22 protein-coding genes are annotated in these 25,079 nt (G+C 73.7%); 4 read left to right on the forward strand and 18 right to left on the reverse strand.

All coding sequences use genetic code 11. The features are described 5' to 3' along the window. Positions 1 to 101 precede the first annotated feature (101 nt). The 5 genes from ftsH to dacB all read right to left on the reverse strand — a co-directional run bounded on the left by ftsH (position 102) and on the right by dacB (position 7,153). Positions 102 to 2,144, reverse strand: coding sequence for an ATP-dependent zinc metalloprotease FtsH (gene ftsH / locus BM237_RS25785; RefSeq protein WP_093852139.1), 2,043 nt, complete (start codon positions 2,142 to 2,144; stop codon positions 102 to 104). 290 nt (positions 2,145 to 2,434) lie between these two features. Next, positions 2,435 to 2,974, reverse strand: coding sequence for a hypoxanthine phosphoribosyltransferase (gene hpt, locus BM237_RS25790; RefSeq protein WP_093852161.1), 540 nt, complete (start codon positions 2,972 to 2,974; stop codon positions 2,435 to 2,437). A 36-nt stretch (positions 2,975 to 3,010) separates the two neighbouring features. Continuing rightward, on the reverse strand, positions 3,011 to 4,207 hold the full coding sequence (gene tilS / locus BM237_RS25800) for a tRNA lysidine(34) synthetase TilS (RefSeq protein ID WP_175541131.1): 1,197 nt from the start codon (positions 4,205 to 4,207) through the stop codon (positions 3,011 to 3,013). Positions 4,208 to 4,362: 155 nt separating this feature from the next. Next, the gene (locus BM237_RS25805) at positions 4,363 to 5,499 is read right to left on the reverse strand and encodes a zinc-dependent metalloprotease (protein ID WP_093852140.1); all 1,137 of its coding nucleotides are present in this window, start codon (positions 5,497 to 5,499) and stop codon (positions 4,363 to 4,365) included. 100 nt (positions 5,500 to 5,599) lie between these two features. Then, entirely contained in the window at positions 5,600 to 7,153 is a 1,554-nt protein-coding gene (gene dacB, locus BM237_RS25810; protein ID WP_093852162.1) for a D-alanyl-D-alanine carboxypeptidase/D-alanyl-D-alanine endopeptidase, read from the reverse strand. Between the two features lie 92 nt (positions 7,154 to 7,245). Between dacB and BM237_RS25815 the strand changes: the two genes are divergently transcribed. Continuing rightward, positions 7,246 to 7,743: an inorganic diphosphatase gene (locus tag BM237_RS25815; RefSeq protein ID WP_093852141.1), complete on the forward strand. Its 498-nt coding sequence runs from the start codon at positions 7,246 to 7,248 to the stop codon at positions 7,741 to 7,743. Positions 7,744 to 7,888: 145 nt separating this feature from the next. Here the strand turns inward: BM237_RS25815 and BM237_RS25820 are convergent, their stop codons facing one another. From BM237_RS25820 to BM237_RS25835, 4 genes are all read right to left on the reverse strand, one after another. Continuing rightward, positions 7,889 to 9,616, reverse strand: coding sequence for a threonine/serine exporter family protein (locus tag BM237_RS25820; protein WP_093852142.1), 1,728 nt, complete (start codon positions 9,614 to 9,616; stop codon positions 7,889 to 7,891). Between the two features lie 182 nt (positions 9,617 to 9,798). Further along, positions 9,799 to 10,437: a PadR family transcriptional regulator gene (locus tag BM237_RS25825; protein ID WP_093852163.1), complete on the reverse strand. Its 639-nt coding sequence runs from the start codon at positions 10,435 to 10,437 to the stop codon at positions 9,799 to 9,801. Positions 10,438 to 10,540: 103 nt separating this feature from the next. Beyond that, positions 10,541 to 11,104, reverse strand: coding sequence for a DinB family protein (locus tag BM237_RS25830; RefSeq protein WP_093852143.1), 564 nt, complete (start codon positions 11,102 to 11,104; stop codon positions 10,541 to 10,543). A gap of 185 nt (positions 11,105 to 11,289) precedes the next feature. Then, positions 11,290 to 12,129, reverse strand: a complete 840-nt coding sequence (locus BM237_RS25835; protein WP_093852144.1) for a Sco1979 family transcriptional regulator — start codon at positions 12,127 to 12,129, stop codon at positions 11,290 to 11,292. A gap of 344 nt (positions 12,130 to 12,473) precedes the next feature. On the opposite strand from BM237_RS25835, the gene BM237_RS25840 reads away from it, so the two are divergent. Further along, positions 12,474 to 13,100: an ATP-binding protein gene (locus BM237_RS25840; RefSeq protein WP_093852145.1), complete on the forward strand. Its 627-nt coding sequence runs from the start codon at positions 12,474 to 12,476 to the stop codon at positions 13,098 to 13,100. On the opposite strand, the gene BM237_RS25845 is transcribed toward BM237_RS25840, so the two are convergent. Next, positions 13,087 to 13,326, reverse strand: a complete 240-nt coding sequence (locus tag BM237_RS25845; RefSeq protein ID WP_093852146.1) for a DUF397 domain-containing protein — start codon at positions 13,324 to 13,326, stop codon at positions 13,087 to 13,089. The two genes, BM237_RS25840 and BM237_RS25845, sit on opposite strands and share 14 nt — an antisense overlap. A gap of 240 nt (positions 13,327 to 13,566) precedes the next feature. Next, entirely contained in the window at positions 13,567 to 13,941 is a 375-nt protein-coding gene (locus tag BM237_RS25850; RefSeq protein ID WP_093852147.1) for an ArsR/SmtB family transcription factor, read from the reverse strand. A gap of 290 nt (positions 13,942 to 14,231) precedes the next feature. On the opposite strand from BM237_RS25850, the gene BM237_RS25855 reads away from it, so the two are divergent. Together BM237_RS25855 and mreB are read left to right on the forward strand one after the other, a co-directional pair. Next, entirely contained in the window at positions 14,232 to 16,211 is a 1,980-nt protein-coding gene (locus BM237_RS25855) for an ABC transporter ATP-binding protein (RefSeq protein ID WP_093852148.1), read from the forward strand. Between the two features lie 171 nt (positions 16,212 to 16,382). After that, positions 16,383 to 17,411: a rod shape-determining protein gene (gene mreB, locus BM237_RS25860; protein ID WP_093852149.1), complete on the forward strand. Its 1,029-nt coding sequence runs from the start codon at positions 16,383 to 16,385 to the stop codon at positions 17,409 to 17,411. On the opposite strand, the gene BM237_RS25865 is transcribed toward mreB, so the two are convergent. The 7 genes from BM237_RS25865 to BM237_RS25900 form a co-directional block, all read right to left on the reverse strand. Further along, the gene (locus BM237_RS25865) at positions 17,401 to 18,291 is read right to left on the reverse strand and encodes a DUF4184 family protein (protein WP_093852150.1); all 891 of its coding nucleotides are present in this window, start codon (positions 18,289 to 18,291) and stop codon (positions 17,401 to 17,403) included. The two genes, mreB and BM237_RS25865, sit on opposite strands and share 11 nt — an antisense overlap. 92 nt (positions 18,292 to 18,383) lie before the next feature. Then, a complete protein-coding gene (locus BM237_RS30375) occupies positions 18,384 to 18,995 on the reverse strand; it encodes an SRPBCC family protein (RefSeq protein WP_093852151.1) in 612 nt (203 codons plus the stop codon). A gap of 348 nt (positions 18,996 to 19,343) precedes the next feature. Next, complete coding sequence (locus BM237_RS25880) at positions 19,344 to 21,215, reverse strand: acyltransferase domain-containing protein (protein WP_245794048.1); 1,872 nt, start codon at positions 21,213 to 21,215, stop codon at positions 19,344 to 19,346. Positions 21,216 to 21,381: 166 nt separating this feature from the next. Then, positions 21,382 to 21,657, reverse strand: coding sequence for an acyl carrier protein (locus BM237_RS25885; protein ID WP_093852153.1), 276 nt, complete (start codon positions 21,655 to 21,657; stop codon positions 21,382 to 21,384). Positions 21,658 to 21,741: 84 nt separating this feature from the next. Next, positions 21,742 to 23,028 (reverse strand): ketosynthase chain-length factor, encoded by a 1,287-nt coding sequence (locus BM237_RS25890; RefSeq protein WP_093852154.1) that lies wholly within the window; start codon positions 23,026 to 23,028, stop codon positions 21,742 to 21,744. Then, on the reverse strand, positions 23,025 to 24,293 hold the full coding sequence (locus BM237_RS25895) for a beta-ketoacyl-[acyl-carrier-protein] synthase family protein (RefSeq protein WP_093852155.1): 1,269 nt from the start codon (positions 24,291 to 24,293) through the stop codon (positions 23,025 to 23,027). The genes BM237_RS25890 and BM237_RS25895 overlap by 4 nt, the downstream gene beginning before the upstream one ends. Before the next feature lie 316 nt (positions 24,294 to 24,609). Further along, a partial coding sequence (locus tag BM237_RS25900) for a carboxyl transferase domain-containing protein (RefSeq protein WP_281253971.1) occupies positions 24,610 to 25,079 on the reverse strand: 470 nt, incomplete at its 5' end.

Here is a 25,079-nt window from a genome sequence, read left to right on the forward strand (position 1 = left end):
AAAGCCGCGCCCCTCCGGTAGTCAACCGGAGGGGCGCGGCGGGCATTCCTCGGGGCTCTCTCCCCGGCGCCGGCCCGGGGGTCGGCGGTGGGGAGCCCCGGTCAGCTCTCCGGCCGGGGCTCGTCGGACGGCAGGCGGGTCTCCTTGGAGAGCGCGGTGTCCGTCGGGCCGATCTCCTTGCCCTTCTCCTGGCCGGGCTGCGTGCCATTGGTCAGGGCCAGCTCCTTGGGGGTGGAGACCGGCGGGCGGGTGGAGGGCATCCGGCGCGCGGAGCCGGTCCAGGCCGGGCGCGGCGGGCGCTTGACGATCGGCCGGAAGATCTCGGCGATCTCCTCCTTGCCCAGGGTCTCCTTCTCCAGGAGGGCCAGCACCAGGTTGTCCAGGACGTCCCGGTTCTCGACGAGGATCTCCCACGCCTCGTTGTGGGCGGTCTCGATCAGCTTCTTGACCTCCTCGTCCACCAGCCCGGCGACCTCCTCGGAGTAGTCGCGCTGGTGGCCCATCTCCTTGCCCAGGAAGGGCTCGGAGTTGTCGGAGCCGAACTTGATCGCGCCCAGCCGCTCGGTCATGCCGTACTGCGTGACCATGGCGCGGGCCGTGGCGGTCGCCTTCTCGATGTCGTTGGCGGCGCCGGTGGTCGGGTCGTGGAAGACCAGTTCCTCGGCCGCGCGCCCGCCCAGCATGTACGCGAGCTGGTCGAGCATCTCGTTGCGCGTCGTGGAGTACTTGTCCTCGTCGGGCAGGACCATCGTGTAGCCCAGCGCCCGGCCGCGGGAGAGGATGGTGATCTTGTGGACGGGGTCGGAGTTCGGTGAGGCCGCCGCGACCAGGGCGTGGCCGCCCTCGTGGTACGCGGTGATCTTCTTCTCCTTGTCGCTCATGATCCGGGTCCGCTTCTGCGGTCCGGCCACGACGCGGTCGATCGCCTCGTCCAGGAAGTGGTTGTCGATCAGCTTCTTGTCGCTGCGCGCGGTGAGCAGCGCGGCCTCGTTGAGCACGTTGGACAGGTCCGCACCGGTGAAGCCGGGGGTGCGGCGGGCGACCGCGGACAGGTCCACGTCGGGCTCCATCGGCTTGCCCTTGGCGTGCACCTTGAGGATCTCCAGACGGCCCTGCATGTCGGGGCGGTCCACGGCGATCTGCCGGTCGAAACGGCCCGGGCGCAGCAGCGCCGGGTCGAGGATGTCCGGGCGGTTGGTGGCGGCGATCAGGATGACGCCGCCCTTGACGTCGAAGCCGTCCATCTCGACCAGCAGCTGGTTCAGCGTCTGCTCGCGCTCGTCGTGGCCGCCGCCCATGCCGGCGCCGCGGTGGCGGCCGACGGCGTCGATCTCGTCGACGAAGACGATCGCCGGGGCGTTCGCCTTGGCCTGCTCGAACAGGTCGCGCACACGCGAGGCGCCGACGCCGACGAACATCTCGACGAAGTCGGAGCCGGAGATCGAGTAGAACGGGACGCCCGCCTCGCCCGCGACGGCGCGCGCGAGCAGCGTCTTGCCGGTGCCGGGCGGGCCGTAGAGCAGCACGCCCTTGGGGATCTTCGCGCCGACGGCCTGGAACTTGGCGGGCTCCTGGAGGAACTCCTTGATCTCGTGGAGCTCCTCGACCGCCTCGTCCGAGCCGGCGACGTCCGAGAAGGTCGTCTTGGGGGTGTCCTTGGTGATCAGCTTCGCCTTGGACTTCCCGAAGTTCATCACCCGGGAGCCGCCGCCCTGCATCTGGTTCATCAGGAACAGGAAGACGATCACGATCAGTACGAACGGCAGCAGCGAGAGCAGCATCCCCAGGAACGGGTTCTGCTTCTGCGGCGAGACGGTGTAACCGTCCTTGATCTGCCCGTCCTGGTACTTGGACTGCAACTGCTTGGCCAGATCGACGCCCTGGTCGTCGATGTAGCTGGCCTTGATCTTGTCGCTGCCCTCGATCTTCGTGCCCTCGGTGAGCTCGACCTTGACGGTCTGCTCGTCGCCGGTCGTCAGCTCGGCGGACCTGACCTTGTTCTCGTTGATCGCCTGCACGACCTGGCCGGTGTCCACCGTCTTGTAGCCGCCGGACGAGCCGACGACGTTCATCAACACGACCACGGCGAGGGCGGCCAGCACGATCCACATGACGGGACCACGGAAGTAGCGCTTCACGTCCATCCACACGGGGCGGCGCGCGCCCCGTCCCTCCTGCCACAGTGAGGCACCGCGACCTCGGGTGAGATCGCCTGTGCGTACGGTGTTTTACTCCGGCGTGTTACTCCGGCTTGCTCGGCCTACGAACGGATTGCCCCAACAGACCGACCTTCGGACGGTACCCCAGGATCACGGCCCGAAGCACTGCCGAGGCGGGCGCCGCCGGCGGACGGTGAACATCCCCGTCCGCCCGTTCCAACGCCGGGGGACCCCCCGAACGTTCCCGGGCGGCGCCCCGGACCCGCCCGGGCCCGTCAGCCTCCGTAGACGTGCGGCGCCAGCGTCCCCACGAACGGCAGGTTGCGGTACTTCTCCGCGTAGTCCAGCCCGTAGCCGACGACGAACTCGCTGGGGATGTCGAAGCCGACCCACTTCACGTCGATCGCCACCTTCGCCGCGTCCGGCTTGCGCAGCAGGGTGCAGACGTTCAGCGAGGCGGGCTCGCGCGAGCCGAGGTTCGACAGCAGCCAGGACAGTGTCAGGCCGGAGTCGATGATGTCCTCGACGATCAGGACGTGCCGCCCCTTGATGTCGGTGTCCAGGTCCTTGAGGATCCGGACCACGCCGGAGGACTGGGTGCCCGCGCCGTAGGACGACACCGCCATCCAGTCCATGGTGACCGGCGAGGACAGGGCCCGGGCGAGGTCCGCCATGACCATCACCGCGCCCTTGAGGACCCCGACCAGGAGCAGGTCCTCACCCTCGTACTCCGCATCGATCGCCTCCGCCAGCTCGGCCAGCTTCGCGTCGATCTCTTCCTTGGTGATGAGCACCGACTTGAGGTCGGCGCCCATGTCCTTGTCGTCCACCCTGCTGCTCTCGGTCGGGGATCACACTTGCCGGATGACCAGTGTGCCACCCTGCCTCCGGGCGGCCACCCGGCCGGGCAGGCTGATGGCCCGCTGGCCGTGCCATTCGGTGACCAGCCGGTCCACCTCCTCGATGTGGCGGGCGAACAGCGAGCCCGCCGGGGAACCGGCCGCGACCGCCACGCGGCGCAGCACACGTCGGCGGACGGCGGGCGGCAGGGCGCCGAGCCGGGCGACGTCGAGGGCGGCTCCAGACCCCTCTGTGAGATCCGCGACATCCGCGACATCGCCGGCCCCGTCGGACCTGCCTGCCCCGTCGGACCCGCCGGACCCGTCCGCCCGGGACGGCGAGGGCTTCGAGGGCTTCGAGGACGGCGAAAGCTCGGTGCGGACCTCCCGCTCGGCGTCGCGGGCCCATGCGTCGAGGGCGTCGGCGTCGTCCCGGGAGAGCTGCGCGGTGCGGGCCAGGGCCTCGACCACGCCCTTGCCGAGCGCCTTCTCCAGGGCGGGCAGCGCGTCGTGGCGCACCCGGGAGCGGGTGAACGCGGGATCGGCGTTGTGCGGGTCGTCCCAGACCGGCAGCGACTGCACCATGCACGCCTTGCGGGTGGTCTGCCGGTCCACGGCGAGGAACGGCCGCAGATAGCGGTGGCGGACGCCCCGGCGCCCGGCCGGTGAGCCGGAGGCGGCGGCCATTCCGGACAACGAGCGGGTGCCGGAGCCCCGGGCCAGACCGAGCAGCACCGTCTCGGCCTGGTCGTCGCGGGTGTGTCCGAGGAGGACCGCGGCGGCACCGAGGCGGTCGGCGGCCTCGTCGAGGGCGGTGTAGCGGGCGGTGCGGGCGGCGGCCTCGGGGCCGCCGTCGCGGCCGACGGCCACGGTGAGGGCCTCGGCCGGTTCGAGGGAGAGCTCGGTGAGGCGGCCGACGACCTCCCGGGCCCGGTCGCCGGAGCCGGGCTGCAGGCCGTGGTCGACGGTGAGGCCCCCGGCCCGCAGGCCGAGGCGGGGGGCTTCGAAAGCGAGGGCGGAGGCGAGCGCCATCGAGTCGGCGCCGCCGGAGCAGGCGACGAGCACGAGCGGAGGGCGCCGGTCCGGGGCGGAGGAGCCGACGGAGGGGCCGGCCGGTGCGCCGGAACCGCCGGGGGCGTCCTGGAGCACGTCACGGAGTGTGCGGCGAACCGCCAGGCGTATCGCGGCGACCGCGGGGTGGGGACCCATGTCCGTTCACTTCCTCGGGGAGTCGTGGCCGCGCAGTCGATGACTACGCTGAGTGCGTCGATGGTGACAGAGAAGTGCCGTATCCCTGAGCATCGCACGCGCACCCGCCGCCCACGGTCCCTCGTAAGAGTGATTGTCCCGGCGTTCGGCGGTCATCAGTCCGCTTTGCGGTGCACCCTCGCGATCCACTCCGCCGGCCGGGCGATCTCCGCCCTGGTGGGCAGCGTGTTGGGGGAGGTCCACACCCGGTTGAAGCCGTCCATCCCGACCTCCTCCACCACCGTCCGCACGAACCGCTCGCCGTCGCGGTACTGGCGCAGCTTGGCGTCGAGCCCCAGCAGCCTGCGCAGCGCCTGGTCGAGACGGCCCGCGCCGGCCGCGCGGCGCTTCTGGAACTTCTCCCGGATCTCGGCGACCGACGGCACCACCTGGGGTCCGACGCCGTCCATCACGTAGTCCGCGTGCCCCTCCAGCAGCGACATCACCGCGGTGATACGGCCGAGGACCTCGCGCTGGGCCGGGGTCTGCACCAGCTCGACGAGGCTGTGCCCCCCGTCCTGCTCCCCGCCCTCCCCGGACTCCGGGCGGCCGCTGCCGGCCAGCGACTGGACGGCCTCGCGCAGCCGCTCCAGCAGCGCGGAGGGCTCTATCTCGGTCTCCCCGAGGAAGGCGTGGATCTCCCCCTCGATGTGGTCGCGCAGCCACGGCACGGCGGAGAACTGGGTGCGGTGCGTCTCCTCGTGCAGGCACACCCACAGCCGGAAGTCGTGCGGGTCGACGTCCAGCTCCCGCTCGATGTGCACGATGTTCGGCGCGACCAGCAGCAGCCGTCCGCCGCCCTCGCCCGGGGCCCCCGGCAGGTCGCGGGTGGGCGGGGCGAAGGTCTCGTACTGGCCCAGGACGCGGGAGGCCATGAACGACAGCAGCATCCCGACCTCGACGCCGGTCACCTTGCCGCCGACCGCGCCGAGCACCGCGTTGCCGGGGCCGCCGCCGCGCCGCGCGCGCATCTTGTCCAGCAGCGGCGACAGCAGCTCGCGGAAACCCGCCACGTTCGCCCGGATCCAGCCGGGCCGGTCCACGACGAGCACGGGGGTGTCCGCGGCGCCGTCGGGCGTCATCCGGGTGAAGCCGCGCACGTGCTCCTCGGCCGCCGCCGCGTGCCGCCGCAGTTCGGCGACGGCCTCGCGCGCCTCCTCACGGCTCACTTCGGGCCCGGGCTTCACGAGCCGGGTCGCGGTCGCCACCGCGAGATTCCAGTCGACCATCTCCACACCACCGAGGCTCGTCATGACTTCACCGTACGTGCCGGTGCTCCCGAACGGGAGCGGACCGCCTCCCGGGCAAGGGTGCCCGGGAGGCGGCCCGTCACGCCCGCCCGGTCCGGCCCGGTCAGCGGCAGCCGCAGTTGGCCAGGGCGGCGGCGAGGCGGTCCAGGGCGTCGTGGGCGCCGTAGCGGTCGGTGGTGCCCGACGCCGTGAAGGCGAAGGCCAGGAGTCTGCCGTCGGCGTCCACGACCGTGCCCGCCAGGGTGTTGATCCCGGTCAGCGTGCCGGTCTTGGCGCGGACCAGCCCCGCGCCGGTGCGGGTCGCCTCGTCGTCGTAGCGGCCGCCGAGCGTGCCGCTGAAGCGGGCCACGGGCAGCCCCGTCAGCACGGACCGCAGCTCGGGGCGGGCGGGGTCGGCGGCGAGGGCCAGCAGCCGGGTCAGCAGGCCGGCGGAGACCCGGCCGGACCGGTCCAGTCCGCTGCCGTCGGCGAAGCGGGCGCCCTTCAGCGGCAGCGTCCGGCCGTCCCCGGTGAGCTGTGCGAGCTGCGCCCGCACCGCGCGTCCGGCGCCGGCGAAGCTCGCCGGCTCGCCGCGCGCGACGGCGGTCTGCCGGAAGAGGGCCTCGCCGATGTCGTTGTCGCTGTGGAGCATCATCCGCTCGACCAGCTCCGCCAGCGGCGCGGAGCGGTGGACGGCCAGCTCCTCGGCGCCCCGCGGCGCCCTGCGGGCGCGGCCGGGGTGCTCGGGGCGCTCGACGTCCACGCCGCGCTCGCGCAGGCGGTCGGTGAAGATCCCGGCCGCGTCCCGGGCCGGATCGCCGGAGCGGGGGGCGGGCCCGCTGGTGCTGTCGTCGAGGCGGCCCTCGTTCACCATCAGCGCGACGACCGGCGCGATGTTCTCGTTCGGCCCGATGGGATGGCGGACGGGCCCGGAGTAGAGCGAGATGTCGTGGGCCGGCTCGACCCGCTTCACACCGCGCTCCCTCAGCTCCCGGGCGGTGGTGTCGGCCAGCCGCCGCAGCGCGGCCGGGGTGACCGTGGGGTCGCCGCCGCCGACCAGGAAGACCCGTTCGCCGTCCGGGTCCCACACCACCCGGGTGGGGATGCGGTGGTCCGGTCCGAGGGCCGACAGCGCGGCGACCGCCGTGGCGATCTTCACGGTGGAGGCGGGCGCGACGCCCCGGCCGGCCCTGGCGCCGTACAGCTCCCGCCCCGTGGCCACGTCCACCACCGAGGCGGTGCGGAGCGTGCCCAGGACCGTGTCCTCCAGCAGCGGCTGGAGGGTGTCGGCGAGCGCGGCGGGCGCGGGGGCGGGCGCCTCGCCCGGCTCCGGCGCGGCCTCGCCCGGCTCCGGCGCGGCCTTGCCGGCGGCCTCGTCGCCCCGGCCGCCCCGCTCCTTTCGGGTCTTACCGGCGGGGGCCGCGCCCAGCGCGGTGAGCACCTCGGCGGCGCTGGGCGCCGGGGCGGGGCCGCCGGGAAGGCCAGCCCCGGTGTGGTCCGCGCCACTGCCGCGGTCCCAGGAGGCGGCGCGGGCCCGCTCGGCCGTACGCTGGCCGAAGTCCCAGGGTCCGGCGACGGCCACAGCCGTCAACGCGACCGCGAGTCCGGCGGCGGCGGAACCGGCCGCCACCCGCCATGTGTCCCGCACCTCGGACCAGCCCCTTTCGCGACCACACATCTGCGTGAGGGACACTTAACCACCACATCGCCGCTCTCCGGGGGAAGCCCCCGGGCCACTGACGAGTGCTGAAGCATACGGAGGAGTCTCCCTTGGAGTTCGACGTCGTCATCGAGATCCCGAAGGGTTCGCGGAACAAGTACGAGGTGGACCACGAGACCGGTCGCATCCGTCTCGACCGGCACCTGTTCACCTCCACCGTGTACCCGGCCGACTACGGCTTCGTCGACAACACCCTGGGTGAGGACGGAGACCCCCTGGACGCGCTGGTGCTGCTGGAGGAGCCGACCTTCCCCGGCTGCATCATCAAGTGCCGGGCGATCGGCATGTTCCGCATGACGGACGAGGCCGGCGGCGACGACAAGCTGCTGTGCGTGCCCGCGTCCGACCCGCGCATGGAGCACCTGCGCGACATCCACCACGTGAGCGAGTTCGACCGGCTGGAGATCCAGCACTTCTTCGAGGTCTACAAGGACCTGGAGCCCGGCAAGTCGGTCGAGGGCGCGGACTGGGTCGGCCGTGCCGACGCCGAGGCCGAGGTCGAGGCCTCGATCAAGCGCCTGGAGGCGTCGGGCGGCAGCCACCACTGAGCCCGCCGGGCCCGTCCGCCCCGGGCGGGCCCGCCCCGGCTTCCCGTGCCCCGGGGCGCACACGGCCACGCGCCGCGTGCGTCCCGGGGCACGTCCCGTTTCCGGGGGCGTGCCCCGGGAACGGAGGACGGGATCGGGAGCGGGATCAGAAGCCGCGGGTGCGCTTGGCCGCGCGCCGCCCCGGCAGCGGGGTCTCCTGGCCCGGCACCTTGATGAACAGGCGTGCCAGCTCGTTCCCCAGGTTGACGCCGATCGCGATCGCCAGCGCCAGGGCGGCCGCCTTCGACAGGTTCTGCAGACCGTGGTCCAGGTCCCCCTGCGCGATGCCGATCAGCCCGAAGTAGATGGCGCTACCGGGCAGCAGCGGGCCGATCGACGCCGTGATGTACGGCAGTGCCGAGACGAACCGGTAGCGCGACATCAGCTGCCCGAACAGGCCCACCAGGCCCGCCGCCGCCGCGGTCGCCGCGACAGGGTCGACCCCGCCGGTGTCGGCCATCGCGCCGTACACCAGCCAGGCGACACCGCCGTTGAGCGTGGCGAGCAGCACGGTGGAGCGCTCCTGCTGGAGGAGGACGCAGAAGGCCAGCGCCAGCAGCATCGCCGCCAGGAGCTGGAGCAGCGGCCGGCTGCGGATGTCCAGGCCCTCCGGGTCGAACTCCGCGCCCATCTCGGAGCCGATGTAGAGCACCAGCAGCACACCGCAGACGATGCCGACGACCAGGTAGACGACCTCCAGCAGCCGGGCCGACGCCGTGATGTAGAAGCCGGTCAGCCCGTCCTGCACGGCGGCGACCAGCGCTCTACCGGGGATCAGCGGGAACAGGCCACCGGTGACGACCGCGGACGCCCTGATGACCAGGCCGAGGTCGGCGGCGAACAGCTGGACCAGCACTCCCAGCACCGCGGGCGGCATCGCCGCGGCCACGAACTGGTAGAACTCCGGCAGCCCGCGCTGGGAGAAGAACCAGGCGAGCCGGTCGCCGAGCATCGCGCCGAGCGCGGCCAGGAGGAAGACCACCCAGCCACCGCCCACCAGCGTGGACGCCGCGCCCGCCAGCAGTCCGCTGGCCACGGTGAGCGCGCCCTTGGAGTACGGGTGGCGGTTGCGGCGGATCTCGGCGAGGCGGCGGTACGCCTCCTCCAGCGTCACGTCGCCGTCGGTGATGTCGGCCACCAGGCGGTAGACGCCCGACAGCCGGTTGTAGTCGGTGCCGCGGCGGCGGACCGTACGGCTCAGCGAGACCGGGTCGTCCACCAGCGACGGCTGGTAGGTGATCGTCAGCAGGGTGAAGGTGACCGTCGGTTCGCAGCGGTCCAGCCCGTACGCGTGGGCCACCCCGAACATCGCCGCCTCGACGTCCTCGGCGCCCTCGCCGCCCGCGAGCAGCAGCTCGGCGATGCGCAGGGTCAGGTCGAGTACGCGCGGCGCCGACGGCCCGGTGTCGGCGTCCCCCTCGTCGGTGCGCCGGGGGCGTTCGGGCACCGGCCGCTCGCCCAGCGGCATCCGGACCATGGTGCGCATCCGGTCCTGCCAGGGCGCGCCCGGCCGCACCAGGTTGTTGATCACCGGGATGCCGTCGGGCGGGGTGAAGGCGGACCCCGGCTCGAAGGCCGCCGTCTTGCGCACGCCCTCGGGCAGAGCGAACTCGGAGGTGGGGTGCTCGTCCTCGGCCGGCGGCGCGGGGACGGCCCTCAGCCCCTCGGGCAGAGCGAACTCGGAAGTGGGGTGCTCGTCCTCGGAGTACGGGGACGCCAGCGGTACGCCGGAGGGCGGGGCGAAAGCGCTGCGGGTCTCCTCCGGCGCGGACCTGCGGTCCTCCGGACGGCCGGTCTCGGTCACCGTGCTGTTCCTCGTGGTCTCCAGGGCCAAACTCGCCGCTCCTCACGCCTCCAGTCGTTCTCCCGCACGGACGTCAGGCTTCCCGCTCGCGGCGGGATATGTCCGTTACTCCTCAGCGAGGATACGGCCGGACCCCCCTCCGGAAGAGGGCGTGAAGGTGGCCGTCAGGTGTGAGATGCGTTGCAGGCGCCGGAGCGTGCCGGCAGGCGCCGTCAGCCGCGGGTGCGGTCGTGCGGACGCTCCGCGTAGGGGTTGCCCACCCCCTCGGGCAGCACCTCCACCGACCGTTCGCCCTCGCCCGCCATCACGTACGCGCCCTTCTCCAGACGCTCGATCAGGCCCCGGGCCCACTCCGCGCCGCTGGCGGCGTTGTGCACCCACAGCCTCATGATCTCGCCGATGTGACCCCACTCGTCCGGGGCGCCCGGGGGTGTCCACTCCCGGGCGACCTCGGCGCTCCACTCCTCCAGCGCCGCCACGCGCCGCCCGAGCAGTTCGATCGCCTCCCGGCGCGGCAGGTCGACGATGAAGCCGACCCCGGCCGTGAGCACGTCCGGCTTCTCGTCGTGCGCCGTGAGCGACCGGCGCAGCAGCCGCTGGTACTCCGCCTCGCCGGCGGCGGTCAGCTCGTACTCGGTGCGCGGCGGGCCGCCGGCCGTGCTCGGCTCGGTGTCGTGGGCGGTCAGCAGGCCCTGCCCGGCCATCTGCTTGAGCGCGTGGTAGATCGACCCCGGCTTGGCGTTGGACCACTGGTGCGCGCCCCAGAACTCCAGGTCGTTGCGGACCTGGTAGCCGTGTGCGCGCCCGTGCTGGCGGACCGCGCCCAGCACCAGCAACCGGATCGCCGACACCGCCGACACCACCGTCCCCTCACCGACCCACCGGTTCACCGGTCGTCCCGGTGCCCGCCGCCGACCAGCGTAGACGGACGGCGGCGGGCACGGGCGCGGGCGGTCACCGGAAGGACGACCAGTCCGGCTCCGGCAGCGCGCCCGTGGCGAAGACCAGGTCGAAGGCGCCCTTGCCGTCGATCGTCTCGCGGATGATGTCGGCGTGCCCGGCGTGCCGCGCGGTCTCCTCGATCTGGTGGAGCAGGCCCCAGCGCCAGGAGCGGGGCCCGCCCTCGTCCCAGGGCACCTTGGGGGCCGTGAAGGTGTCGTCGAGGGAGGGCACCGCCCTGACCGCCTCCTCGGTCTCACGCGCCACCCGCCCGTAGAGGTCCAGCAGCTCCTCGACCGTCTCGTCGTCCCTGATGGCCAGGCTGTCCTCCCACCTCTTCACGCTGGTCTCGAAGTCGAAGGGCTCGCCGCGCATCATCGCCAGCGCGCCGCGCTCGCCCACCGTGACGTGCTTGAGGATGCCGGCCAGGGAGAAGGCGCTCACGGTCGGCCTGCTGCGCGCCTGCTCGTCGGTGAGACCGTGGAGGGCCCGGCGGATGCCGCCGCGCTGGGCCTCCAGGTAGTCGAGCAGGGCCGCGCGCTCGTCGCCGCGGTTCTCGGAAGCGACAGGAACGGGCATGGGGGTCTCCTCACACGTCGGTCGTCGGGCCGCTCTCCGGCCCCTTCACCGATAACGACGCTATGAGGTCTTGGGGACGGGTTCTGTCCTCAATGCCCTCCCGGCGACTCTCCGGCCGGATTTCCCCCCCTCCCGGCGCCGGCGGCGCCCCGGGTGTCCCGGCCGGGGCTCGCCGGCCGGGCCGGTCAGATCTCCCCGCGGACCTCGTGGAGGAGTCCGCGGGTGTCATCCGGGCCGAGACTGTCCCGCAGGAGGCGGTCGAGGACGTCCTCGTACTGGGCGACCTCCTCCGGCTTGTCGACGTAGAGGGCGCTGGTGAGGTGCTCCAGGTAGACGATGTCGGAGATCTCCGACTCGGGGAAGCGCAGCAGCGTGAAGGCCCCGCTCTCGGCCGGGTGCCCGCCGGTGTCGAACGGCATCACCTGGAGCGTGATGTGGGGCATTTCGGAGAGTTCCGCGAGGTGCCGCAGCTGGGCGTCCATCACCTCGCGGCCGCCGTAGGGGCGGCGCAGCGCGGCCTCGTCCAGCACGCAGCGGAACTTCGGGGCCTGTTCGGACAGCAGCAGCTTCTGGCGCTCCAGGCGCAGGGCGACGCGGCGGTCGACCTCCTCCGGGGAGAGCCCCGACCGGTGGCCGCTGGTGACGACCGCCCGCGCGTAGTCCTCCGTCTGGAGCAGCCCGGAGACGAACTGCACCTCGTAGACGCCGATGTGCGAGGCCGCCCCCTCCAGGCCGACGTACGTCTGGAACCAGTTCGGCAGCACGTCGCTGTAGTTGTGCCACCAGCCCGCGACGCTGGACTCACGGGCGAGACTCAGCAGCGGCTCGCGCTCGGCCTCGTCGGTGATGCCGTACAGCGTGAGCAGGTCCGCCACGTCCCGCGCCTTGAAGCTCACACGCCCCAACTCCATGCGGCTGATCTTCGATTCGGAGGCCCGGATGGAATATCCGGCCGCCTCACGGGTGACTCCGCGGGACTCGCGGAGCCGCCGCAGCTGGGAACCGAGCAGGATGCGGCGCACCATGGAACCATTCGACCCATTGGCCCCGTTAACTCCGTTTTTCACCGGAAATGCTCCTGTTTGTGTTCAGCTCTCCACCCCTGCACCAGTGCAGTCTGCCACCAATGCCTTCGTTGCGTGCCCAGGCGGTTACACACAATCGAAAGTCACTCGTGCACGTGCATCTGCCCTTGCATCTGCTGTGGGCATTGGGAACCATGGGGAAAGACAAGTGCACGCAGAGTCAGGGCACTTGGGCATGCACACAATTCACCGACGCAGCGCAACGAGCGGAACGCGATACGGAGCACCACCGCTGACGGGGTCCGCCAGGGCCATGACCGCCGCAATGCCAGGAGTGTCTCGTCATGGGGACCGAAGGACCGACCGTGCTCGACCGGTTATGGCATGACTTCCCGTCGCTCGACCCCGACGCGCTCTCCGGTTCGGCCTCCTGCGCGCTCCAGCCGCGCTACGAGGCGGTGAAGACCGCCCGCGAGTTCACCCGGAACGTACTGCTGCGCTGGCGGTTGGCCGGGCAGTTCGACACCGTGGCCCTGGTGGTCTCGGAGCTGGTGACCAACGCCCTGCGCCACGGCGTGCCGGGCGCCGTCCCCGGCGAAACCCTGGACCCGCCCGTGCGACTCCATCTGATGCACTGGTCCGGCCGCCTGGTGTGCGCCGTGCGCGACCCCAGCGGAAAGGCGCCCGTGGCGAAGAGGCCCGGCGAGGGGCCCGCCGGGGAACTCGGCGGCGTCGGCTGCGATTTCGGCGACGACCTCGGCGGTCTCGGCGGTCTCGGCGAGGACTTCGACGGGGAGCTCGGCGGCGTGTTCTTCGACGACACGGCGGAGTCCGGGCGCGGCCTCTTCCTCGTCGAGTCCTTCAGCGACGACTGGGGCTGGCAGCCGATGGCCGGCACCATGCCCGGAAAAGTGGTCTGGGCGCTGTTCAGACTGAACCCCGGACGGGGAACCGGCGTCAGTCCTGTATGAGGTGGTCGAACTCGCCGTCCTTGACGCCGAGCAGCATCGCCTCGACCTCGGCCGGGGTATAGACCAGTGCGGGGCCGTCCGGATGGCGCGAGTTCCGTACGGCCACCTCTCCGCCGGGGAGCTTGGCGAACTCCACGCACGCTCCCTGCGAGTTGCTGTGTCTGCTCTTCTGCCAGACGACCCCGTGGAGGTCCCTGGCTGCCATGCCGTTGTATGCGTGGGGCATCGGACTCTCCCGGCTGTGCGGTCGGGGGCGGCGGTCGGGTGCGGTCAGGGGCTGAATCGGTCGACCAGCCTGGATCATAACGCCGTTCACGTGCGGATGCACGTGAAGATGCACGTGCACGACAGCCTGTCACGGCGTCATGACAACCTGTCGAAAGGGCGGTCCGCGGCGGGACGGAGTGGCGGAGCCGGGCGCGGAACGCGCCCGGCTCCGCCACACGCACGCCGGCCCTCGCGCCGTTCACGCGCCGGTGCCGCCGGGGCCCCTGTCCAGGAGGCCGCGCAGGTCCCCCAGGTCTCCCAGGTCCCCCATCCCGCGCCAGAACCGCTCGTACGGGCTCAGCCAGTGCTGCACCTCGCTGAGCGGTCCGGCCTCCAGCCGGTAGTGCCTCTCCCTCCCCTTGCGCCGCTCGCTGACCAGGCCGGCCTCCCGGAGCACCTTCAGATGCTCCGACAGACTCGGCCTGCGCATGTCGAAGTGGTCGGCCAGCCGCTGCACGGGCTGCGGGCCCTTGACCCGGAGCAGCCTCAGCACCTCGCGCCGGGTCGGGTTGGCGAGGGCGGAGAAGAGCCGGTCCTCCCGGAGCCGGTCCTCGGGTACGTCGATGGCGGTCATGTCTCCCCCTTGCGAGCCAGTGGTCAGTTGGCGGTGGCGGAGAGGAGGGAAGCCGGTGCCGCAGGCCGGCGGCGCCGGGCCGCTCGCGGTCCGCCCGGGTGGTCGGTGGTCCGCCGCCGGGCCATCGCTGGTCCGTCGGCGGTCCCCGAAATAATCCCCCGGCGGGCACCCGTAGCGGAACCCTGTCCCACCGGCTGAACGGCCGCACCCGGACTCCACCCGCCCTTGACCTCAAGTCGACTTGAAGCCCTACCGTCCGGAGCACGGCAACGACGACGTGAGGACCCGCGATGAGCATGGAATCCGCCGCGTGGAACGCCCTGTACCAGGCGCGCCACGCCCCTCAGGACCGACAGCGCCACTCCCCCGCGCTGTCCCGCGCCACCCTGCGCCGCATCGCGGGCTTCGCCCGCCCGCACCGGCGGCGGCTGGCCCTCTTCCTGCTGCTCAGCACCGTCTCGGCGGCGCTGGCCGTGGCCACCCCGGTGCTCGCGGGCCGGGTGGTCGACGCGATCGTGGAGAGCTCGGCGGCCGGCACGGTCGTACGGCTCGCCGTCCTGATCGCGGCCGTGGCGGTGGCCGAGGCGGCGATCGGACTGCTGGCCAGGTGGCTGTCGGCGCGCATCGGCGAGGGGTTGATCCTGGACCTGCGCACGGCCGTCTTCGACCACGTCCAGCGGATGCCGGTCGCCTTCTTCACCCGCACCCGCACCGGCGCGCTGGTCAGCCGGCTGAACAACGACGTCATCGGCGCCCAGCGGGCCTTCAGCAACACCCTGTCCTCGGTGGTCGGCAACCTCGTCACCCTGCTGCTCACCCTGGTGGTCATGGTGCGGCTGTCCTGGCAGGTCACGCTGCTCGCCCTGGTGCTGCTGCCGGTGTTCGTGCTGCCCGCACGGCGCATGGGCTCCCGGCTGGCCCGCCTCTCGCACGAGGCCGCGACCCACAACGCGGCCATGGGCACGCAGATGACCGAGCGCTTCTCCGCCCCCGGCGCCACCCTGGTCAAGCTGTTCGGACGGCCGGGGGAGGAGTCGGAGGGGTTCGCGGCGCGGGCCCGGCGGGTGCGCGACATCGGGGTGCGCACCGCCATGGTCCAGCACGTCTTCTTCACCGCGCTCACCGTCGTCTCCGCCCTGGCGCTGGCCCTGGTCTACGGACTCGGCGGCTGGTACGCGCTGCGCGGCCGGCTCGACCCCGGCGCGGTGGTGGCCCTGGCCCTGCTGCTCACCCGGCTCTACGCCCCGCTGACCGCGCTGGCCGGCGCGCGGGTGGAGGTGATGGGCGCGCTCGTCAGCTTCCAGCGCGTCTTCGAGGTGCTGGACCTCAGGCCGCTGATCGAGGAGCGCGAGGACGCCCGTGAGGTGCCCGACGGCCCGGTGTCGGTGGAGTTCGACCGCGTGGACTTCGCCTACCCGTCGGCCGAGAAGGTCTCCCTGGCCTCCCTGGAGGAGGTCGCCGTCCTCGACGCGCGCGGCGGCGAGCAGGTGCTGCACCAGGTGTCCTTCCGCGCCGAGCCGGGGCAGATGGTGGCGCTGGTCGGCTCCTCCGGCGCGGGCAAGTCCACCATCGCCCAGCTCGTGCCGCGGCTCTACGACGCCGACGGCGGCGCGGTGCGGCTCGGCGGCGTGGACGTAAGGGATCTGACCTTCCGTTCCCTGCGCGCCACGCTCGGCATGGTCACCCAGGACGGCCACCTCTTCCACGAGTCGATCCGCTCCAACCTGCTGTTCGCCCGGCCCGGCGCGAGCGAGGACGAACTGTGGGACGTGCTGCGCCGCGCCCGGCTCGACGGGCTGATCGCCTCCCTGCCCGACGGGCTGGACACGGTCGTCGGCGAGCGCGGCTACCGCCTGTCCGGCGGCGAGCGGCAGCGGCTGACCATCGCCCGGCTGCTGCTGGCCCGGCCGCGGGTGGTGATCCTCGACGAGGCGACCGCGCATCTGGACTCCACCTCCGAGGCGGCCGTCCAGGAGGCGCTGGCGGAGGCGCTGCGCGGACGCACCTCCGTGGTGATCGCCCACCGTCTGTCCACCGTCCGGGCCGCGGACCTGATCCTGGTCGTGGAGGACGGCCGGGTCGTCGAGCGCGGCACCCACGAGACGCTGATGGCGGCGGGCGGACGCTACCGGGAGCTGTACCGCACCCAGTTCGGCGCGCGGTCCGGCACGGGGAACGACGCACAGCCGGACACACAGCCGGGCACACAGCCGGGCACGCCGTCCGGGCGGGAAGCCGGGGAGCCGGCCGTGCCCGGCCCCGTCTCCTGACCGGCCATCACCTCCCCGGCGGTACGCGGAACTCGGCCGCATCCGGTACCCGCGGCGCCCCTCGCCCATCCGGATCAGTCCAGCGCGCGGGACCGCCGCCCGGCCCCCACGATGAGAATCGGGGCCGCCGGGCGGCGGCCCGTATCGAGCCATGTCCGGGGAGATGCCGCTGTGACCGTCAGTCTTGAGCAACTGAGCCGCTGTTCCGTAGCCGTCGACCTCGGCGCGGCCAGGACCCGGGTCTACCTCAAACGGTTCGGCGTCATCGTGGACGCGCCGTCGGCCGTCGCCGTCAACACCCGCTCCGGAGCCCTGATCGCGGTCGGCGCCCCGGCCGAGCGGATGGTGGGCCGCACCCCCGAGCACATCCGGGTGGTGCGGCCGGTGTCGGGCGGAACCGTGGTGGACATCGACATGGCCCGGCGGATGCTGCGCGCCCTGGTGGGCGACCGCATCCGCCGGGCCTGGCGGCGCAAGCCGATGCTGCGCGCCGCCGTGTGCATCCCGCACGACGCCGAGCCGCTCGTCCGGCGCGCCGCGATCGAGACGCTCACCGGGATGGGCGCGCGGCGGGTGGAGCTGGTGGACAGCCTCATCGCGGCGGCCGTCGGCTCCGGACTGCCCGTGGAGGAGCCCGAGGCCACCATGATCGTGATGTGCGGCGCGGCCACCTCGCATGTCGCGGTGCTCTCGCTGGGGTCGATCGTCGCCTCCGAGACGGTGCCGGTCGGCGGGGAGGTCATCGACCGCGCCGTCGTCCAGCACCTGCGCAACCAGCACGAACTGATGCTCCCCAACCAGGCGGTCCACCCGCTGCACCTGGCGATGTCCGTCGCCCCGCCCGGGCAGACCGAGGCCGAGGTGTACGGCCGGGACGTGTCCACCGGGCTGTTCCGCACGGTGAACGTGGACACCGAGAGCGTGCGGGCCGCCATCCGGCCCCCGCTGACGGCGATGGTGGACGCCATCCGCGGCGTGCTGCGCCAGTGCCAGCCCGATCTGGTGGCCGACCTCGCGGACCGCGGGATCATGCTGGTGGGCGGCAGCGCGATGCTGCCGGGGCTGGACTCGATGCTGCGGCAGGCCACCGGAATGCCGGTGCACGTCGCCGAGCAGCCGGCCGTCTGCGCGGTGGAGGGCCTGGGCGCGATGCTGGAGGGACGGGTGCGGCTGCTGCACCGCGATCCGCTCAGCCGCTGACGGGCCGCCGTACGCCCGGCTCCTCCGTACTGGCCGCACCGGACGTACCGGACGTACCGGCCGCACGGCGGCCCCGCGCCGCCGCCACCGCCCGCAGGGCCACCGCGTACAGCGGCAGGGCGAGCGCGAGCCCGGCGCCGGCGCCGAACAGCGCGGTGGGGACGTACCCGTCCCACGGGACCGCCTCCGGCTCCGCCCCGGCCCGCCTCGCACAGCGGTGGACGGCGCCCGCCACCGCCGCCGCGCCCAGCAGCACCGCCACGCCCGCCCGCCCGCGCGCGGGCAGGACGGCGAGCACGGGCAGCGCGGGCGCCGGGGAGTGCGGCAGCCGGCGCCACGCCCGGACCAGGAAGGCCGCGAGGACCACCAGGGCCACGGCGGAACCGCCGTACTGGAGCTGGTGGTACAGGGGGACGCCCAGCACCCGCTCGTCCAGCACGGTGATCCACCGCACGCCCCACCGGTCCATGTGCGTGAACGAGTCCCACAGGACATGGGTCGCGGCCCCCAGCGCCGCGGAGATCCCGCACCACGGCAGGAGGGCGGCGAGCGGCCGGCCGCGCCAGGGGCGGCCGCGGGTGAGCGCGTACGCCCGCCCCCTCGCCCCCTCGGGCAGCAGGGCCAGCAGCGGTTCCCGCAGCAGCAGCCACATCCCCAGCAGCACCGCCGCGAGCAGGACGTCCACGGTGACCGTGCCGGGCGCCGAGTGGGTGTACTCGCCCAACTCCATGATCCGCGGGGCGAAGCCGGCCGCGTAGTACACCGTGTCCGGGGCGAGCGTCCCGGCGACCAGGGCGGACGCCACCAGCGGTCCCCGGCCTCTTCCGTCCGCGCGGATCCCCGGCAGCGCGGCGGCGGCGTGGCTGAGTGTGAACGGCATGCATCCCCCCGGGCCGTCTCGGTGCGCCCGGCCGCACCCTATCCGCTCCGCCCCGGCCGGCCGGGCGCTCCGGCCGTGGGCGTCGGGGGCGGTCAGCCGTTCGGGGCCGGGAAACGGAAGCGGCGCGCGGAACGAGGGGGCCGGGGGGAGGCGGGCGGCAGCGGACCGGCCTCCTGCCCCCGGGCCGCCCCGGCGGGGCCGGGGCCGGACTGGTCGCCGCCGCCCGCCGCGGGTCCCACCCCGGCCACGGCGGCCTCCGCCTCCCGCTCCCCGGCACCCGTCAGCCGCTCGTACAGCGCCTGCGCGTCCGCCGGCAGATCACGCCGCCACCCGCACGCCACCACCGGCCACAGCAGCACCATCGCGCCCCCCAGCACACACCTCACCCCCACCTCCACCCGGCATCCGCCCCCCTCCCACGGCCACAGCCGGAAGTCGTACCGCGGCATCTGCCATCCCAGCGGCGTCCACATCCGCTGCCCCTCGAACGACACCCGGGACGGCGGCTCGCACACCACCCGCCTCAGCACGCACTCCCGCCGCCGCCCGGGGAACCGGTACCGGTACTCCCCCTCCCACGAACCCACCCGGCGCACCGACACCACGCCCGAGTGCCAGGCCGCCAGCCCGCACCCGTCGGCCAGGCGTCCGAACACCTCCTCCACCGGCAGCGGTATGGACACGTACACCCGCACCTGCGGCATCCGGCACCTCCAGCGAGCGACAGCGCCGGCCACGCGATCGGCCGAACGCCCCGGCCCGTCCGGGCCCACCTCTACACAGCCAGGCTGGATGCGCGCGCTTGCGGTGTCCTGCGGTCGAGAGCCGTTCGGGTTACGTCCGCGGGCGTTCCACCGGCCGGGGGAGGCCGGAGGGGCCCGGATGGCCAGGGGTGCCGGAGGCGCCGGAGGCGCCGGGGACGTCGGGAAGGAGCCAGCCGTGGTGGCCGGGCGCCGGGAGGGCGAGGTGCGGCGGGAGCGTGCGGCCGCTCCCCGCCGCCGCCAGCGACCGGTACACGCCCCACCAGACGCTCGCGGGGGCCGTACGGGTGCTCATACGGCCGTCAGGGGCCGGCGCCCCCCGAAGCGGCCGTCCGGCGCGGAAGCCTCCGCCACGGGAGTCCCCGGGGCGGGGGTCTCCGGGGCGGGCGGGGCGTCGGCACTCCAGTTCCACAGCCGGCTCACCGCGTCCAGGTCCAGGCCGTGCCCCTCCTCCCACAGCCGGGCCGCGGCGGTGAGCACCGAGCGCCGGTCCTCCCCCGGGCCGCCGGGGCGGGCCGGCAGCATCGGCACCACCGCGCTGGCCTTCAGCCGTACCGCCTGGTGGCGGCGGGCGAACGCGGTGAGGGTCTGCCGGGGGCCCGCCTCGATCAGCAGCATGTCGTCGGCCGCGAGCAGTTCGTCCAGCGCGGGCCTGAAGTACACGGTGTCGGTGAGCTGGCGGGCCCAGAAGTCCGGCCGCAGGGCGTCCTCGGGGCTCAGCGGCCCCCCGGTGTAGCCGGAGTAGAGCGGGAGCGCGGGCGGGCGCAGCCGTACGCCGCGGTAGGCGCGCTCGACGGCCTCGGAGGCCGGCGCCATCGCCGGGCAGTGGAAGGGGCTGGTGGCGGGGACGGCGACGACGGTGTGACCGTCGGCGCGCAGCGCGGCCCCGACCTCGTCCAGCGGCGCGCGGGAGCCGGCGAGCATGGTCTGCCGGCCCGCGTTGACCGCGGCGATGGCGACGTCGCCGCGCAGGTACGGGCGCAGCTCCTCCTCGGAGGAGCCGACGGCGAGCATCCCGCCCGGCGGGATCTCCACGGCGTACCGCACCCGCTCGCGCATCATGCCGACGGCGTCCGGCAGCGACACCACGCCCGTGAAGACCGCGGCGACCAGCTCGCCGGCGCTGTGGCCGAGGAAGGCGGTGGGGCGCACGCCCCAGCCGAGGACGGTGCGGCCCAGCGCGTAGTCCACGGCGAACAGCAGCGGCTGGGCGCGGCGCACGTCGTCGATGCCGATCTTCGGCGTGCGGGTGGCCCCGTCGGCGAGCCAGTCGGCCCGGACGTCCTCGCCGTCCTCGCCGAACAGGTCGAGCACGGCGTCCATGGCCGCGGTGAACACCGGCTCCCGGCCGTACAGCCCGGCCGCCATCGCGGTGTGCTGGGAGCCCTGGCCGGGGAAGAGGAGGGCGACCGGGCGCGGCCTGCCGGTGACGGCGGCCTTCGCCCCGTCCACCGCCGGGGCGGCCCGGTCGGCGGTGGTGACCACCGCGGCGCGCACCGGGCCGGGCTCCTGTCCGCAGGGCACCGCGGTGGGCAGGACGGGGAAGGCCTCGGGGAAGAGCCGGTCGACCATCGGACGCAGTTCGCCGCGCACCCGGGCCTCGTCGGCCTCGTCCCGGCCCGACCACAGCAGCAGCCGTACGCCGCCGGGGTCGGTGCTGCGGCCGCCATGCCGCAGGGGGCGGACCACGGGGGTGTCGTCGAAGTCGTCGAAGGTGTCGGGGGTCCCGGGTGCTTCTCCGGAGACGTCCAGTACGCCCAGCACGGAGTCGCCATCCGCGACGGCCTCGGCCGCGCGCCGCACGGCGTGGACGGTGACCGCCTCCGCCCGGGGTTCGCCGAATCCGGCGACGAGTGCGAGGTCGACGTTCTTGGCGAGCAGTTCGCGGTGCGCCCGGCGCAGTGCGCGGCCGGGCGAGGAGGCGGTGTGCACGGGAAAGCCCTCGTGCTCCGCGCCGAGGCCGGCGGCGGTGCGGGCGGCGCCGACGAAGACGGCCGTACGGGCGGGCAGGTCCTCGGGCGAGCGGCCGAAGGCGCGCAGTACCGCGGAGACGGCGGCGGCGGTGGCCGTGACCGGTTCGCCGCGGCCGGCCTCCCCGGCCGGTGCGCCCTTGGTGCTGACCGTGAGCCTGCGGACCACGGCGGTGTGTTCGGTGAGCGGCATGGGCCCTCCTGTCGGCGGCCGGATCCCCGGCGGCGGATGGCTTCGGCGAGCGGGAGACGGACTGGCTGGTGACGGGGGCGGGGCGCGGTGAGGGGGCGCGGTGGGGGCGGGGAGCCGGAGCGGCCGCCCTGCCGGAGAGCGTTCGGCAGGGCGGCCCGGGGCCGGCTCAGGCGGGGGAGGCCTGGCCGGAGTTGATGAGGTCCAGCAGGGCGCCCGGCGTCTCGGCGTCGACGACCGCGTCGTCCGGTATCGCGATCCCGTACTCGCGCTGGATCTGGCCGATGACCTGGAGCAGGGCGAGGGAGTCGTAGCCGAGGTCGATGAACGGGGTGTCCAGGACATCGCCGTCCAGGTCCACGCCCTCCTCCTCGCCCGCGCTCTCGCGCAGCATCCGGGTCAGGTCCGCCAGGGTCACCTCGGTCTTCGTGGTGGTCGTGGACATGTTGGTTCCTCTCTGTGGTGTGCGTGGATGCGGCGGTGCGTGTGGGGGGTCGGGGGCCGGTGGGCCCGGTTCGGTGGGCCCGGTTCAGTGGGCGCGGCGCAGGACGAGCGCCGCGTTGAAGCCGCCGTGGCCGCGGGCCAGCACCAGCGCGGTGCGCAGGTCCGCCTCGCGGGCTCCGGTGACCAGGTCGATCCGGTGGCCGGGGTCGGCCTCGGCGACGCCCGCGGTCGGCGGGATGACGCCGTCGCGCAGTGCCAGCAGCGCGGTGGCCGCGTCCAGCGCGGCCCCTCCGGCCAGCAGCCGCCCGGTCATGCTCTTGGGCGCGGTGACCGGTACGCCGCGGGCGCCGAAGATCTCCTCCAGCACCTTCGCCTCGGCCCGGTCCAGCTCGGGGGTGCCCGCCGCGTCGGCGAAGACGACGTCGACATCCTCCGGCCGCACCCCGGCGTCGGCCAGGGCGTTCTCGGCGGCCCGGCGCAGCGCGGACGGCCGTCCGCTGCCGGGGGCGGGGTCGAGGGTGGCGGCGTAGCCGGCGACGGCGCCGTAGACGTGCTCGGCGCCGCGTTCCCGGGCGGACTCGGCGTCCTCCACGATGAGGATCGCACCGCCCTCGCCCGGCACGTATCCGCTCGCCTCCGCCGAGAAGGGCAGGTAGGCGCGGGAGGGGTCGGAGACGGTGCTCATCAGGCCGGAGGCGATCTGCGGGACCCAGCCCCAGGGGCACAGGGCCGCGTCGACGCCGCCGGAGACGACCATGGGCACGCCCTTGCGGACGTGGCGGCGGGCGTGGCCGATGGAGTCGACGCCGCCGGCCTGCTCGGTGAGCAGCACCCCGCTGGGGCCGCGCATCTTGTGGCGGATGGAGATCTGGCCGGTGTTGACGGCGTAGAACCAGGCGAAGGACTGGTACGCGCTGACGTACTGCTTGCCCTGGCTCCACAGGTTCTGCAGCTCGCGCTGGCCGAACTCCACCGCGCCGCCGGAGGCGGCGGTGACCACGCCCATGCCGTACTCGGGCAGGTCGCCCGGCGCGATGCCGGCGTCCGCCACGGCCCAGTCGGCGGCGGTGAGCGCCAGGCGGGTCATGTGGTCGGTCTGCGGCATCAGCCGGCTGGGGATGTGCTCCTCGGCCACGTAGCCGGGGACCTCTCCGCCGATGGTGGAGGGGTACTGGGAGGGGTCGAAGCGGGTGACGCGTCCCAGGCCGCTCTCGCCGGCCAGGGTGGCCCTCCAGTAGTCCTCGGTGCCCAGGCCGTTGGGGGCGGCGATGCCCAGGCCGGTCACGACCGCGGTGGTCCGTACGGCCGGGGCGGTGGCCGGCGCGGGCCGTACCGCCGGCGCCGTCGGTGTCGCTGTCGCTGTCGCTGTCATCGGGCACTCCTCTCCGGCCGGGCGAGCAGCATGGCGCTCTGGAAGCCGCCGAAGCCGCTGCCGACGCTGAGCACCGTGTCGGTCTTCCGCTCCCGGGCGGTCAGCGGGATGTAGTCGAGGTCGAGTTCGGGGTCGGGCTCGTGCAGGTTGGCGGTGGGCGGCAGGACGCCGTGCTCCATCGCCAGGGCGCAGGCGGCGATCTCCAGGGAGCCGATGGCGCCCAGCGAGTGGCCGATCATCGACTTGATGGAGCTGACGGGGGTGGCGTACGCGTGGTCGCCCAGGCTGCGCTTGAAGGCGCCGGTCTCGTGACGGTCGTTCATCTTGGTGCCGGAGCCGTGGGCGTTGATGTAGTCGATCGCCGTCGGGTTCAGGCGGGCCTCGTCCAGGGCCGCGTCGATGGCCTCGGCCATCTCGCGACCGTCGGGCTTGAGACCGGTCATGTGGTAGGCGTTGCAGCGGGCGGCGAAGCCCGCGATCTCCGCGTAGATGTGGGCCCCGCGCCTGCGCGCGCTCTCCAGTTCCTCCAGGACCAGGATCGCCGCGCCCTCGCCCAGGACCAGCCCGCTGCGGGTCCGGTCGAAGGGGCGGCAGGCGCTCTCGGGGGTGTCGTTGCGGGGCGTGGTGGCGTGGATGGCGTCGAAGCAGGCCGAGGTGATGGGCGAGATCGGCGCCTCCGTCGCACCCGCGATCATCACGTCGCAGGTGCCCTCGCGGATCAGCTCGACCGCGTGGCCGAGCGAGTCCAGGCCGGAGGTGCAGCCGGTGGAGACCACCGCCGCCGGGCCCTCGGCGCCGGCCTCCTGCCCCACCTCGGCGGCCATGGAGCTGGGCACGAAGTGGCGGTACAGCTCGGGCACCGCGTACTCGTGGTCGACGTTCCACTTGCGGCCGCCGTCGCTGACCACCACGTACTCGCGCTCCAGGCTGGTGGTGCAGCCCACCGCGCTGCCGAGCGAGGTGCCGATCCGGGACGGGTCCAGGGCGGAGGTGTCCAGGCCGCTGTCGGCCAGCGCCTCGCGGGTGGAGACGACGGCGAACTGGGCGGCCCGGTCGAGCCGGCGGGTCTCCTGCGGGCTCAGGCCCGCGGCCGCGGGGTCGAAGTCGCACTCGGCGGCGACCCGCGAGCGGAAGGGGGAGGCGTCGTAGAAGGAGATCGTGCGGGTCGCGGTGCGTCCCGCGGTGAGCAGCTCCCAGTACTCCTTGACGCCGACCCCGCCGGGGGCGACGACGCCCAGACCTGTGATCACGACTCTGCGTACCACCGCTTACCTCCCCTTCGACGGGACCGGATGCCGCTGTCGGCATCCGGCGGTTGGAACTGTGCGGGCCACTGCCGTTCCCTTCGTCCGTGACGCTCTCGTGGCGCTTGCTGAGGGTTTCGGCGGCCGGGGCGGTTCGGGGTTCGGTCCCTCCCCGCCCCGGTGCCGGGCCGGGCGGCCGCCCGCTCGTGACGTGCCGCCGCTTCCGGTGAACTCATGGTTGAAGCCGTCCCTAGACGGGGACTCGCGCCTGCCTGGACGGGCCGGCGGCCACCGCTTCCCAGGGGCTTCCCGGGGGCTTCCCAGGGGGCTCCGGCCACTACAGCGGGACGTTGCCGTGCTTGCGTTCGGGCAGGTCGGCCTGCTTGCGGCGGAGCATGGCCAGGGAACGGGCCAGGACCCGCCGGGTGTCGGCGGGGTCGATGACGTCGTCGACCAGGCCGCGTTCGGCCGCGTAGTAGGGGTGCATCAGCTCGGACCGGTACTCCTCGACCAGCCTCGCCCGGGTGGCCTCGGGGTCGTCGGAGGCGGCGATCTGCCGCCGGAAGACGACGCCGGCCGCTCCCTCGGCGCCCATCACCGCGATCTCGTTGGTCGGCCAGGCGTAGGTCAGGTCCGCGCCGATGGACTGGGAGTCCATGACGATGTACGCGCCGCCGTAGGCCTTGCGCAGCACCACCGAGACCCGCGGCACGGTGGCGTTGCAGTACGCGTACAGCAGCTTGGCGCCGTGCCGGATGATCCCGTCGTGCTCCTGGTCCACGCCGGGCAGGAAGCCGGGCACGTCGA

The organism is Streptomyces mangrovi (assembly GCF_900114215.1).
Classification (GTDB): domain Bacteria; phylum Actinomycetota; class Actinomycetes; order Streptomycetales; family Streptomycetaceae; genus Streptomyces; species Streptomyces barkulensis.

What these genes read in the sequence shown, in the direction of transcription:
- ftsH (WP_093852139.1), bottom strand. Translation starts at nt 2,144, where the DNA reads ATGGACGTGAAGCGCTACTTCCGTGGTCCCGTCATGTGGATCGTGCTG.
- hpt (WP_093852161.1), bottom strand. Translation starts at nt 2,974, where the DNA reads ATGGGCGCCGACCTCAAGTCGGTGCTCATCACCAAGGAAGAGATCGAC.
- tilS (WP_175541131.1), bottom strand. Translation starts at nt 4,207, where the DNA reads ATGGGTCCCCACCCCGCGGTCGCCGCGATACGCCTGGCGGTTCGCCGC.
- BM237_RS25805 (WP_093852140.1), bottom strand. Translation starts at nt 5,499, where the DNA reads ATGACGAGCCTCGGTGGTGTGGAGATGGTCGACTGGAATCTCGCGGTG.
- dacB (WP_093852162.1), bottom strand. Translation starts at nt 7,153, where the DNA reads ATGTGTGGTCGCGAAAGGGGCTGGTCCGAGGTGCGGGACACATGGCGG.
- BM237_RS25830 (WP_093852143.1), bottom strand. Translation starts at nt 11,104, where the DNA reads ATGCCCGTTCCTGTCGCTTCCGAGAACCGCGGCGACGAGCGCGCGGCC.
- BM237_RS25835 (WP_093852144.1), bottom strand. Translation starts at nt 12,129, where the DNA reads ATGGTGCGCCGCATCCTGCTCGGTTCCCAGCTGCGGCGGCTCCGCGAG.
- BM237_RS25840 (WP_093852145.1), top strand. Translation starts at nt 12,474, where the DNA reads ATGGGGACCGAAGGACCGACCGTGCTCGACCGGTTATGGCATGACTTC.
- BM237_RS25845 (WP_093852146.1), bottom strand. Translation starts at nt 13,326, where the DNA reads ATGCCCCACGCATACAACGGCATGGCAGCCAGGGACCTCCACGGGGTC.
- BM237_RS25850 (WP_093852147.1), bottom strand. Translation starts at nt 13,941, where the DNA reads ATGACCGCCATCGACGTACCCGAGGACCGGCTCCGGGAGGACCGGCTC.
- BM237_RS25855 (WP_093852148.1), top strand. Translation starts at nt 14,232, where the DNA reads ATGAGCATGGAATCCGCCGCGTGGAACGCCCTGTACCAGGCGCGCCAC.
- BM237_RS25865 (WP_093852150.1), bottom strand. Translation starts at nt 18,291, where the DNA reads ATGCCGTTCACACTCAGCCACGCCGCCGCCGCGCTGCCGGGGATCCGC.
- BM237_RS30375 (WP_093852151.1), bottom strand. Translation starts at nt 18,995, where the DNA reads ATGCCGCAGGTGCGGGTGTACGTGTCCATACCGCTGCCGGTGGAGGAG.
- BM237_RS25880 (WP_245794048.1), bottom strand. Translation starts at nt 21,215, where the DNA reads ATGCCGCTCACCGAACACACCGCCGTGGTCCGCAGGCTCACGGTCAGC.
- BM237_RS25885 (WP_093852153.1), bottom strand. Translation starts at nt 21,657, where the DNA reads ATGTCCACGACCACCACGAAGACCGAGGTGACCCTGGCGGACCTGACC.
- BM237_RS25890 (WP_093852154.1), bottom strand. Translation starts at nt 23,028, where the DNA reads ATGACAGCGACAGCGACAGCGACACCGACGGCGCCGGCGGTACGGCCC.